The organism is Acidithiobacillus acidisediminis, assembly GCF_023277115.1.
GTDB lineage: Bacteria > Pseudomonadota > Gammaproteobacteria > Acidithiobacillales > Acidithiobacillaceae > Igneacidithiobacillus > Igneacidithiobacillus acidisediminis.
In genome coordinates this window covers 1,586,233-1,598,368 of record NZ_JALQCS010000001.1, presented here as the reverse complement: position 1 = coordinate 1,598,368, position 12,136 = coordinate 1,586,233, and the positions used below count along the sequence as shown (strand labels likewise).

8 protein-coding genes are annotated in these 12,136 nt (G+C 59.2%); 7 read left to right on the top strand and 1 reads right to left on the bottom strand.

The window, feature by feature from the left end; translation table 11 throughout:
- Window positions 1-94 precede the first annotated feature (94 nt).
- On the bottom strand, window positions 95-466 hold the full coding sequence (locus M5D89_RS08025) for a hypothetical protein (protein WP_248885303.1): 372 nt from the start codon (window positions 464-466) through the stop codon (window positions 95-97).
- Window positions 467-574: 108 nt separating this feature from the next.
- Between M5D89_RS08025 and M5D89_RS08020 the strand changes: the two genes are divergently transcribed.
- The 7 genes from M5D89_RS08020 (at window position 575) to M5D89_RS07990 (ending at window position 12,131) form a co-directional block, all read left to right on the top strand.
- Window positions 575-1,018, top strand: a complete 444-nt coding sequence (locus M5D89_RS08020) for a YaiI/YqxD family protein (protein WP_248885302.1) — start codon at window positions 575-577, stop codon at window positions 1,016-1,018.
- Window positions 1,019-1,362: 344 nt separating this feature from the next.
- Entirely contained in the window at window positions 1,363-2,421 is a 1,059-nt protein-coding gene (locus tag M5D89_RS08015) for a YncE family protein (protein WP_248885301.1), read from the top strand.
- Window positions 2,422-2,701: 280 nt separating this feature from the next.
- On the top strand, window positions 2,702-5,074 hold the full coding sequence (locus M5D89_RS08010) for a TonB-dependent receptor (RefSeq protein ID WP_248885300.1): 2,373 nt from the start codon (window positions 2,702-2,704) through the stop codon (window positions 5,072-5,074).
- Window positions 5,075-5,120: 46 nt separating this feature from the next.
- Complete coding sequence (locus M5D89_RS08005) at window positions 5,121-6,767, top strand: multicopper oxidase family protein (RefSeq protein WP_248885299.1); 1,647 nt, start codon at window positions 5,121-5,123, stop codon at window positions 6,765-6,767.
- A 74-nt stretch (window positions 6,768-6,841) separates the two neighbouring features.
- Window positions 6,842-8,074: a TolC family protein gene (locus M5D89_RS08000; protein WP_248885298.1), complete on the top strand. Its 1,233-nt coding sequence runs from the start codon at window positions 6,842-6,844 to the stop codon at window positions 8,072-8,074.
- On the top strand, window positions 8,071-9,063 hold the full coding sequence (locus M5D89_RS07995) for an efflux RND transporter periplasmic adaptor subunit (RefSeq protein WP_248885297.1): 993 nt from the start codon (window positions 8,071-8,073) through the stop codon (window positions 9,061-9,063). The genes M5D89_RS08000 and M5D89_RS07995 overlap by 4 nt, the downstream gene beginning before the upstream one ends.
- Entirely contained in the window at window positions 9,060-12,131 is a 3,072-nt protein-coding gene (locus M5D89_RS07990) for an efflux RND transporter permease subunit (protein ID WP_248885296.1), read from the top strand. Before M5D89_RS07995 ends, M5D89_RS07990 begins: the two co-directional genes overlap by 4 nt.
- Window positions 12,132-12,136 lie beyond the last annotated feature (5 nt).

The window sequence follows — 12,136 nt, the reverse complement described above, 5'->3', positions numbered from 1 at the left end:
GCATGAGGGTGCCTGCTCTGATGTCGGTCCCCGAATCCGTGGCGCCGCAAGCGCAGAAGGCCGAAGCGTTCATCAGTCCCTCGGTTCAGGGAGATTAATCGCCCGAATCCTGCATGGTATTGATAGCCTGCAAGTGCAGAACTTTCAGGAAACGCTCTACTAGGGGGTATAGAATGACCGCGGAAACCGCCAAGTAGACCACACCACTGTATAAGGCGTAAAGACTGGCGAACAACTTGGCATCCGTGTCATGAAGGCTAGAAACCGGACCCATACCACTCAGGATCATGCTGGCGTTCAAGAGACTGTTGACCCAGCTCAAATGCGCGATGCTGTGATATCCGGTTACACCCATCAGCAGAGAAACGCCCAAAAACAAGAACGCGGCCCCCAGATAACGTAATAGACGTAGGTGAAACTCCCGAGCTGGGCGCAGATGAAGGCGACTATCAATATGTAATTTCATGACTTCTCCTGTCTGTTTTGAGGAATGTCCGCCATGGGGCCACCCATTGTCGGGAAGTCCCAACTGTGACATGGTGGTGCCACGCAAATGACTCCCAAGAGCCGTCCCATGCATATCTGGGTTGATGCCGACGCCTGTCCCAACGTCATTAAAGAGATTTTATACCGCGCCAGCGATCGTCTGAAATTGCCTTTGACCCTAGTGGCCAATCAGGCCCTGCGCGCACACCGCTCCGCTTATATCCGCACCATGGTCGTGCCAAAAGGATTTGATGTAGCCGATGAGGAAATCGTTCGGCAAATCGTGGCAGGTGATCTGGTCATCACTGCAGATATCCCGCTAGCCGCCGCCGTACTCGAAAAAAACGGCCACGCCCTCAGCCCGCGCGGGGAGCGTTATTCTCCAGAAACCATCCGCGAGCGCCTGCGGATTCGTGACATGATGGAGCAACTCAGGGACTCCGGTGTGCGCACCGGTGGCCCCGCTGCCCTGAGTCAAGCGGACCGCCAAGCCTTTGCGAATGCACTGGACCGGCTCCTGGCCCGCGCCTGATGACTTGAATCGCAACATCCCCTAATTATGCGCAAAGTCACGGGCCTTATGCTCAACAATAGATAAGTAGATTCGCGTTACACCGAGCCGATAATCGTCACAAAAGTGTCATAATAGTGTCATATTCTCTTGCTATAGTGACGGGCCACTTTTGGTCTTAAAAAAGCCAAACAGGTCTGTTTTTATAACTGCCTGAGAGGATGGTGGCGCGCATGGAACTGGAGAATACACCAATCTTCAGACTATTGTCGTTGGAAACGCTCTCGCGTACGCGGGAGCTTGTCGTGCATGTTATTTGAGTGCAAGCGTAACATTCCTATCTGCAAAAACTTGGAGATTTTCATATGGTGCAAAAGAGAATACTCAGTATCCTCGCCGTCGCATCTCTTCTGCCAATCACGGCCCTTGCGTCTGGTGTCTCCTTCCAGCTCACCAAGGTCATCCCCCTGCCCACCACCGACCAGGGCGGGGATGCGGTCAGCTATGATCCAGGCAACCATCGGATCTACGTATCCATGGGCAAGGCGGATGCTGGAGCGGTGGTGATCAACGCCGACACGGACCAGATCGTCAAGGTCATTCGCCAGGGTATCAGTCATCCCGACGGGCAGGCTTTTGACGCACATTACGTGTATTGGACCTCAAATCCCAAGGTCAACGGCAAAAGCGTCGGCCGGATTGTAGTCATTGCCAAGCAGGGCTGGCAGGTACGCCATCAGTTCTCGACTGTCGTTACCAGTCCCGATGGCATCTGGACCGACCCGGCACGACATCGGCTGTACATAGCTATGGACGACAACAATCGGGTCGATAAATACACGCTTTCTGCACAGCCCAAGTTCTTGGGCACCATTCCTTTGTTCCCCAAGGTCGGAGACGGACCGGATCTGGGTGTCCTCGTTCCGTCGCAACAGGTGTTGTACATGCCAGACGACTCCTGGGAAGAGAAGATCAACTTGCGCAATGATCATATCGAAGCCAAAACTAATATAGCGCCCTATTTTCCGGCGTCGCCAAACGGTCATCATGTGAATACCAAGGGTCAGATATTCGACCCCCAGACCAATACCCTGTGGGTTGGGACCGATCGTGGGCAAATCTTCGTTTTTAATGCCAAGTCCCTTAAGGTGTTGGCACACCTGCCGGCGCGTGCGGGAATTGATCAGGTGGCCTACGATCCAACCTATCACCTGGTGTACGCCTTTGAAAGCGATGCCAAGGGCTTCAATGTCTACAATGCCCAAACCCTGAAGCCGGTGACCTTTGTCTCCACGGGCTACGGCAAGACCCATACCGGGGCCGTGGATCTGCTGAATCACCGGATTTTTGTCTATACCGGCGAAGCACATGCCGTATACGTCTACCAACCTGTGCTGGGCGGTATAGCCAAGACGTCCCAGTAAATTCCTGCCCCGGAGGACGAAGCGATCGCGCATCTCCGGGGCACCCTATCCACTCGGTCCGCAATGGGAAACGCGTTCCTAATTCTGTGCAAAGTCTCGGGCCTTATCCTTGACTATGGGCAGATGGATACGCGTTATGCCCAATTGGGTAATGTCACAAAAGTGTAATTAAACTGCCATAATAGTGTCACGTTCACTTGCTATCGTGGGTTGCCATTTTTGGTCTTAAACACACCAAATTGGCCTATTTTTTACAACCGCCTACGAGAGGATGAATGTGATGAGCAATTCTGTTTTTGCGCTACCGCAATACTTGCGCCTGTCGCGCCTACAGTGTTCCTTGTTGGCCGCCGGCGTCCTGCTGTCCGGCTCGGCCTATGCCGCCGATGGCGTGACGGCACCTACTCAGTCCGCTGTATCCATCGGCGAAGTCAGCGCCGCGGTGGAAGCCAGCAGCTACCTCGGCAGCAAAGAGGCCAAGTCATTGACCCAGAAACATAACTTTCAGTCCGGTCAGTCCATCAAGGTCTTGGACAAGGCGCAGATGGCGGCCGCTGGCCCCATGGGCGGTAGTGCCCAGGCCCTGAGCTATGCGCCCGGCGTTGGTGTATCTGGCTATGGTTCCTCTGGTGCCACCAAAACCTCCATCAGCATCAACGGGGTCAAGCAGGGCTGGGGCGGTTTCTCCGGCGGCCAGATCGATAACGGCAGTCTTTCGGTGACCTTTGACGGTGTGCCCATGGTCGACCCGTCCACGGGCTTGTGGGAATCGCCCCAGGTGCCACAAACAGGCATCCTGCAAGGCATTGGCATCACCTATGGTCCGGGCAACCCGGAGCAGCGCTGGTATAACAATATCGGGGGTCAAATCAATTTTGTTCCCCTGCAGCCCACCGCCAAGCCGGGGGGCGACGTTAAACTCACTTACGGTAGTTATAACGCCAAAAATATTGTCTTCAACATCCGCACCGGCAATATCGACGGCTGGTCCACTATCCTAGCGGGCGGCGCCGGTTCATCCAACAGCTATCGACAAAGCCCCGATGGTTTCAATAACCCCAGCTACAGTTATGCGTGGTTCCTAAAAACCCGCAAGACCTTCAGCAACGGTGATTTCTCCTTGGGCGCCTATCTGGCCAAAGGCTCTGGCTATCGCCCGGTTCCGATCCCCGTGAATCCTATTTCCGGCGTAACCCTGGACGGCACCGCCAACTCGCCCCTCTACAGCCAGACCAGCAGCGGCTACTACTCTTCCCTGCCAGAGAGCGTGTGGTTCAAGCAGGACAGTAATAGCACTTGGTTGCTCTACAGCAAATTGAATGTGGATCTCGACAAGACCTGGGCCGTGCACAACCTGATCTGGTACCGCTATGGTCATCGACTGCATTTCCATTACAACAATTATGGCCTGTCGAATCCCAGCAACCTGTACGAGTACAACAATCCCCATGATGCGGTATATGGCGATAAGCTGTTCTTTACGGCAAAGCTACCCTATAACCTCGTGAGCTTTGGGGGTTTCTTTCTAAACAGTCGCTACAATACGCGCAACGCCTTCTACAACACCAATGCGCCGTATTATGGCTCGCGTCTTGTGCCTAATGCCCATTATCGCAGCGATTACTTTGATCAGACTGACCTGGCCGCCTTCATTCAGGACCGCATCAGTCCCATGAGCAATCTGCATATCACCCCGGGTGTGCGCGTCATCAACTACCAAACTCAATACACCCCAGCGGCCCAGGCGGATTTTGCCGAGGCCTATCAACTGTACCCGCTCAACAATCAGGGCGTACTGCCGGCGGCCCATACCAGCTTCACCCAAGTGGAGCCGTCGGTGGACTTCAACTGGCAGCCGATGCCCTGGTTAGCCCTCTTTGCCAGTTACTCCCAGGCATACAAGGAACCGCAAGTGGGCGGTGGTGGCGGTCTGTATCAGAAAAAGGCCCCCATCTATAACCTGGAACATAGTGCAGACTATAATGCCGGCGTGAAGATTCATTTTCAGCAGGCGGCGTTTTTGCACCACTTCCTGTTTACCGCCAGTTTTTATCACCTGCACTACACCAATCAGTACATTCCTTTGTATGATAGTAATGGCAACTATATTGGCGATGCCAATGGTGATTCCATCTATCAGGGCGTGAATCTGGCGTTGGAAGACAACCTCCTCTATAACCTGGATGTCTTCTTGAACGCGAATTTCGAGAAGGCGGTCTTTGCCCACTATGTGACCAGTGGGGTGAGCTACGATGGTCTACCCGTTTCCAACGTGCCCAACAAGACCTTCAACATTGGTCTGACCTATCGCGCGCTTCTGGCTGGCAATCTCCTGCAGCCGCGACTCTGGTATCAGTACGTGGGTGCCCAGGGCATGTTCAATAACAATACGGGCGCGCCGAGTGCCCAAATGATGCCTGCTTACGGCACCTTGAATCTGGGTGTGGATGCCAAACTGCCCATGCACGGTATGGTCCCGATGCTCAAGCGGGTAGACTTGAGCTTGAACATCCTGAACCTGACCAACAACCACTACAACGAGTTCCAGTACATCACGGGTGGAGGTCTGTTGGGTGGAGATTCTGCCGGACAGGTGCTGGCTTTGCCAGGCGCGCCGCTCACGGTGTACGGTAGCATTTCCGCCCATTTCTGAGGCGCTTGGGGGGCCCAGCCCCCCGTTTTTAAGGAGAAAACACAAGATGGACGACAGCACCGAAAAAGACCGCTCAAAGGAACCTATCCACCCCCTCTCTCGTCGGGAGTTTCTGGCCCTCGGCATGGGTGCCCTCGGGGCAGTCGCTGCCCTACCCGCCTACGCCGGCATGGGTGGGATGATGGGTATGGGCACGGGAATGAAGATGGGCGCGTCGAGCGGGACCCTGGTGACACCCCCCTTCGCCAGCCCATTACCCATCCCACCCCTATATTCCGGGCAACTCGGACGTGATGGTGTACGCGAATTTCATCTGCGCATGGCCCCAGGACAAAGCGTTCTGAGCACCGGTCTACGCACCCCTACCTGGGGCTACAACGGCAATCTTTTGGGGCCCGCCCTGCAAATCCCCCGCGGCAAAGCCTTGCGCATCTTCGTGCACAACGCTTTGTCTCAGACGACAACGACCCATTGGCACGGTGCCCACGTGCCCGGAACCATGGATGGCGGCCCCCAAAGTCTGATCGAGTCCGGCAAGACCTGGACCTATGGGTATACCATCGATCAGCCCGAGGCCACCCTGTGGTATCATCCCCATCCCGATGGGCGCACGGGACCCCATGTATACGCCGGACTGGCCGGGCTCTATCTGGTGCAGGACGGGACCGACGCTGCCCTGGGATTGCCTCGACATTGGGGCGTGGACGATATTCCCGTCATCGTCCAAGACCGGCTTCTGGACCCTCAGGGCATTCTGAACTATATGCCAGCCCCCATGGATGTGATGGGGATGAAGGGCAATCGCTTTCTGATCAATGGTCGGGAGTCCCCGGTATGGGAGGCGCCAGCCCAGTGGGTACGGCTGCGCCTATTGAACGCTTCCAATGCGCGCGTCTACAACTTTGCCCTGTCTAAAGATCGCCCGTTCTATGTGGTGGCCAGTGACGCCGGGTATCTGGAATCGCCCGTGCAGGTCCAACGGCAGCTCCTGGCCCCTGCCGAGCGAGTAGAAATCCTGGTGGATCTGCGCGGACTCGCGGGCAAGACCCTATATCTGCGCAGCGATTCCGCCAGTGTCATCCCGGAGCTCAGTCTACGACCCATGGACAGCGACCATTTCGATCGCAGCAATTTCAATCTCTTGCAAATTCGCGTGGGGTCAGCGCAGGGGCCAGCTGGGCGCCTGCCCGATCGTCTACAAAGCATCCCCACACTTCATCCCAACGCTGGTCCACGACGCTTTGTCCTGCGTGGCATGAATATGAGCGACATGAGGGCAATCCGCCACCAGTCGGCGGAGGCAGCACACAATGGGCCGGGGCAGATGTCCATGGGCGTGGGGAGAATGAAACTCTTCTCGATCAATGATCAATACATGGACATGAGCGTCATCAACCAGCGCTTGCAGCTGGGCGCCACGGAAATTTGGGAAATCCACAATGCCGCGGAGATGGCGCACACCTTCCACGTCCACGGGACCTCCTTTCAGATCCTGTCCCGCAATGGCGCCCAGCCGCCCGCCGTAGAGCGGGGCTGGAAGGACACCTTGCTCATCCGTCGCAATGAAACGGTGCGCTTTATTGCCCACTATGGCTATACCGCCCCCGACGATTTCCCCTATATGTATCACTGTCACATGCTAGAACATGAAGACAACGGCATGATGGGCCAATTTACGGTTTTACCGGCTTGATAATCCAAAGTAGAAAACAACCCACCTCCCGCAAAAAACCAGCCTGGTGGCTCGTCTCCCTGGGGATGAGCGCATTGCTCTTCTGTCGCGTTGCTGCGGCAGAAGACTGGTCCTTAGCGCAGGCTGTGCAGCGGGGGATACAGGTGCAGGCCAGCTTGCAGTCCGCACAGGCGCTGGCACGGAGCGCCGCCGACACGGCACAGGCCAGCCAGGCGGATCGACTCCCGCAATTATCCTTGCGCGCGGGCAGTATCTGGACCGAGAGTCGCAATGGCCAACCCATCTTTGCCGCCGCCAATGGGCAGCGAGAAGTGATCGGTCAAGCGGTGCTGACCGCCCCGCTCTATGCCCCACAACTGTCGGCCCTGGCCAAGCTGGCCAAAGACCAGAGCGCCGTTGCCAAAAGCCAGACCCAATCCGTGCGTCTACAAGTAGCCACCACCTTGAGCAACGCCTGGTATGCGGTCTTGTTGGCACAGAATACCAGCGCGCTCTGGCAACGCGTGCTCGCCCAAGACCGTCTGCTCTACCACGACACCCGCGACCAGTTCCGCAGCGGTGCCACGGCGCGCCTGAATCTGGTGCAAACCCAGCTCTTGCTGCTGCAAGCACGCAGTGCCAGGGCCCAGGCGCAAGAAGCTCTGGGCAGTGTGCGACGCAATCTGCGTCTGCAATTGCAGTTGCCTGCTGGGAGCCCAGTCCAGTTGGCTCCCACCAGCACCTTGCTAGCGGCTCCGGCCCCACTCCCGCAACTCTGGCAAGAAGCCAGTCAAAGGCAACCCCTACTGCAGGTCGCCCAGGCGCAACTGCATGCCGCCCGTGCCCAGGTGGCCGTGCAGCGGGCCAGCCTCGCCCCTAATATCGACGTCCAGGCCGCTTACGGACTCGACAGCACCCAAGTGCCCCGGCCCCAGTCCCTGGGCTGGCAGGCAGGTATTACCTTGAATCTCCCACTCTTCGGTTTTGGCCGCCGGCACGACCGTATTGCTGCGGCGCAGGAACAGTTGGCCGCCCTGCGCTCCGCCCGCCGCGCCCTGCTCTTGCAGATCCAAACGCGCATCAACACGGATTATGGCGTGTACCAGCAGGAATCCACCCGCTTGCAGCAGGATCGCCACAGCCTGGCCGCCGCCCGCGCCGTATACCACATGACGCGTGCCGGCTTTCGTGCGGGGGCATTGAATGCCTTGAATCTTGCGCAAGCCGATCAGGCTTGGGTCCAGGCTCGCCTCGCCCTGATACGCGCCCAGATCCGGGCACAGATGGCGGCCACCCAACTTGCTCTCGATGTAGGGAAACTGCCATGAAAAACATTTTCTTGGGTAGCGTCGGCATAGCCTGCCTGTTCTGCTGCACAGCAGCCGTTGCCAGCACCGGTGTACCCATTACCCTGCTCACGCTCCCTGCGCCGACGACGCCGGCGATTACCCTCTCTGCCTTGGGTGAAGTACAGGGCATACCTGCACAGACCCTGACGGCGCCGGTGACCGGCACTATTCTCGGCCCATTTGCCCCAACTGGCATGGTACAGGCTGGGACGCCCTTGGCCCGCATCGTACCGGCGGGCCTGGCGGCCCAGACCCAGGCGGCGCAGGCGCAGCTTCATCTCGCCGCCGAAAATCGCCGGCGCGATCGCCAACTCTTTCGGGACGGCGTAATTTCCCAGCAAACCCTGGAGACCAGTCAGGCTACCCTGGCAGCCAACCGGGCGTCGCTGCAGGCCCTGCAGGCGGAGGCCGCTCAGCTGCAGTTACGCAGCCCAATCACGGGCCTACTGCGCTATCAGGTGCAGCCGGGCAGCGTAGTGGCTGCGGGTACGCCCATTGCCAGCATCTCCGGACGCGGCCATCCCTGGATACAGGCCCTATTGCCGCCGCAGCAGGCACAACGCCTTTCGGCAGGCGCCCAGGTTCAGGTCCACAGCGACGCTTGGGCGGGAACCGCGATGATTCATTCCATCGGCCAGGATGCGCGGCAGTCCGGCCTGGTGGCCGTGATTCTGCATCTACCCGCCAATAGTCCCCTGCTTCCCGGGCAATGGGTAGACTTGCGTTTTGCTCGGGCGGAAGTCGGCAAGAAGGCTTATCTCCTGCCCAGCCGTGCCGTCGTCATGGTAGGCGCGCAGAGCCAGGTCTGGGTGGATCACCAGGGGCGCGCTGCTGCCATTCCTGTCACTGTCCTGAAAAGCACGCCGAACACAGTCACGGTAACGGGGAATCTGCCTGCTGGAGAGCAGATCGTCCTGCGCGGTAACACCCATCTGAAAAACGGCTCCCCCCTGGATCCGCAGCAATGAGCCATCGCTATCTGCGCTTTCTCTGGGAAACCCGCGCCACACTTTTGCTTTTGGTGGCCATCTTGTTGGCCGCGGGGGTTTATACCCTGCGCGGAATGCCAGAGAGTGTGTTTCCGCCGGTGGACTTTCCCAAGGTGGCAGTCCTGGTCCATACCCAGGATCTGCCCGTGCGGGTCATGCTCCTAGAGGTCACTCGTCCCCTGGAACAGGCGGCCAAGGGCGAACCAGGCGTCACCCTGGTGCGTTCCCAGACCGGCAATGGTCTGAGCAAGCTCCACGTCTACTTCAATCCCCAGAGCAACCCTGAGCAGGCCTATCTCCTCCTGCAGGCTCGTCTTTCCCATATCCCGCTGCCCCCCGGGGCCAAGATGACGGTCCGTTTGATGACGCCCAACATCTATCCCCTGCTGGAGTACGCCCTGGTTTCCCAGCACCTGGACAGTTCGGCCATGATGCCGACCTTCGCCTTTACCTTACGCCCCGCCCTGCTCTCCCTGCCTGGCGTCTATCACGTCAACGCCACTGGGCGTGGCTGGCCCGAGGTCCAGGTGCTGCTACATCCGCGCCGACTGGCCCAATATCACCTCCCCGCCGCCGCGGTGATTGCTGCCTTGCAGATGCAGCAGGGTCCGTTCTTCTCGGGCGTGCTGAATGCCTTTCACCAGCAGTTCATCCTGGCCACCACACCGCGTCCCCAGAGTCCCGCCGCCCTGGGGCAGCTGACGTTACCCATTGGTCCGGCGAACGCCCAAGGGGTGCGCGCCCCCTTGCCCCTCAGTGCCGTGGCTACCATCCAGACCGGGCCGCCACCGTTGATCCGGCAGGCGGCGGTACCCGGTTGGCAGCATGCCTTGATCGTCGATGTGGCGGCCCAACAAGGGGCCAATCAGGTGCAGGTCGCTGCGGCAGTCACCCAGGCGATGACATATTTGCGCCAGCAACTGCCGCCCGGCGTGCATCTCGTCAAGATCTTTGATCTCAGCCGGCTGATTCGCTCCAGCCTCAGCGATGTGTGGAGCGCCCTTGCCCTGGGCGCCTTTCTCGCCTTCTTGGTGGTGCTCGCCTTTCTTGGGCGTTGGGATGCCGCCCTCGCCACCCTCACCGTTGTCCCCTTGGCCCTGGCGGCCACACTGCTCGTCCTCCATGCCCTGGGCTTCGGTATCGATATCATGACCCTGGGAGGGATCACAGCGGCCTTGGGCGCTTTGGTGGATCACGCCATCGTGATTGTCGAACGGGGCCTGCATGGCTTGCACGAGGACGATGCGGAGCAGCGCCGGGAACGTGCCTTGCAGCGGATTCGCGCCTTGCTACCCCTGATGACCTTGGCCACCCTCACCGCCTGCGTCGTCTTCCTGCCCCTGATCTTTCTCTCCGGGACTGTCGGTCTCTTGTTCCGCAGTATGGCCCTGGCCATCGTCATCGCCCTTGCCACCTCGCAGCTCATCGCCATGACGATCACCCCCGTATTTGCCCTGTGGCTGGCGGGTCGTGCGCGGCGACCCCATCGGCTCTGGGGGGAGCGCGCTTTGCGCCGGCACTATAGCCGCGCCTTGGTCTTTGGTATGCGTCGCCCGCTGCTCGCGCTGCCCCTGCTATTGCTGCTCTTGCTCCTCGGGGGCGTGGGCGTGGCGACCCTTCCTACCGCCTTTCTCCCGCACTGGGACGAGGGCCTGTTTGTCGTACCCTTCCGCACCCCAACCGGGAGCACGGTGAGCGAAACCACGCGCACCGGCCGCGAATTGATGGCCATTGCCCGAAAAAATCCCAACGTAGCGCGGGTATCTCTCGTGGTCGGGCGCGGTCTGGGTAATGCCTACGCCACCCCCAACAAGGGCGGCATCACCATTGTGCTCAAGCGCCAGCACCGCGCCAGCACCGCCCAGGTCATGCAAGAGCTTCGTGTGGCCTTTCGCCGGGCCGTCCCAAACCTGACCACCCTGGAGACCCAACAGATCATGATCAATCGCCTGGGTAACCTCTCCGGTTCCCACGCCCCCCTGGTCATCCAACTCTTTGGTAGCGAACCGCGTACCTTGCATCAAATTGGCCTAAAACTGACCCACGCCCTGAACGCCAGTCAGCAGTTTACCTCCATCGTTTTGAAATCCCCCTCCGCGGGGCCGGAAATCGAAGTCCAACCCAATGCCATAAGTAGCATTGCTGGCCTTTCGCCTCAAACCCTTGCGGAAGACCTGAAAAGCCGCTTCTGGGGTGTCCAGGCCGGCTTTCTATTGCATGGGGAGCAAATCTTGCCAATCCGGGTCACGGTGCAACAAGCATCTACGACACCCCAGTCCTTGGGACAGACGTCCATCTGGCTACCCAACGGCCAACAAGTCCCTCTGACCCAGGCCGCCAAGCTGTATCTGGAAGGTGCCATCCCCTACGTCACCCATCAGAATCTGGTGCCGGATGCGGAAATCAAACTGCATCCTCGTGCTGGCGACGGCCTGACAACGGCGGCGGCGCGGGCCCAGGCCATCATCCAGCAGGTCGGCCTGCCCCTGGGCGTCACCAGTCATCTGGTCGGTTATTATCAGGAGCAACAGCGCAGCTTTGCGCAAATGAGCCTCATCCTCGCAGCGGCCTTACTGATCCTGCTGGTACTTCTGGGCCTGCAGTTCTCCAGCCAGCGCGCCGCCCTCGCCGCCCTCCTGGCCGTTGCCAGTGCGGCACCAGGGGCCTTACTGCTGCTTCTATTGTCGGGCACCGATCTGGACAGCACTGCCTTCCTCGGTGTCCTGCTGGTCTTTGCCATTGCCGTCAACAACGTGATCCTGCTCTTTGCCCGCGCACGTCAATTGGGGGGCGCGGCACCGCGTCTGGATCACGTCGCCTTTGCCGCACGTCAACGCCTGCGGCCCATCCTCATGACCATGGTTGCGGACGTCTTGGGCTTTCTGCCTTTGGCCATCGGCGTCGGGCGCGGTACGGACCTGCTGCAACCCCTGGCCCTGGCGGTCATGGGCGGCTTGCTCCTCGCTACCCTCACCACTCTCTGGCTGGCGCCCGTGCTCTATAGCGCTTTCCAACTCCGGTTTTCTCCCCCTCTGCGCACGAGGTAGTATTT

Bases quoted from the DNA above. Each gene is read 5' to 3' on its own strand.
- M5D89_RS08025 (WP_248885303.1), bottom strand. From the start codon at position 466: ATGAAATTACATATTGATAGTCGCCTTCATCTGCGCCCAGCTCGGGAG.
- M5D89_RS08015 (WP_248885301.1), top strand. From the start codon at position 1,363: ATGGTGCAAAAGAGAATACTCAGTATCCTCGCCGTCGCATCTCTTCTG.
- M5D89_RS07995 (WP_248885297.1), top strand. From the start codon at position 8,071: ATGAAAAACATTTTCTTGGGTAGCGTCGGCATAGCCTGCCTGTTCTGC.
- M5D89_RS08010 (WP_248885300.1), top strand. From the start codon at position 2,702: ATGAGCAATTCTGTTTTTGCGCTACCGCAATACTTGCGCCTGTCGCGC.
- M5D89_RS08005 (WP_248885299.1), top strand. From the start codon at position 5,121: ATGGACGACAGCACCGAAAAAGACCGCTCAAAGGAACCTATCCACCCC.
- M5D89_RS07990 (WP_248885296.1), top strand. From the start codon at position 9,060: ATGAGCCATCGCTATCTGCGCTTTCTCTGGGAAACCCGCGCCACACTT.
- M5D89_RS08020 (WP_248885302.1), top strand. From the start codon at position 575: ATGCATATCTGGGTTGATGCCGACGCCTGTCCCAACGTCATTAAAGAG.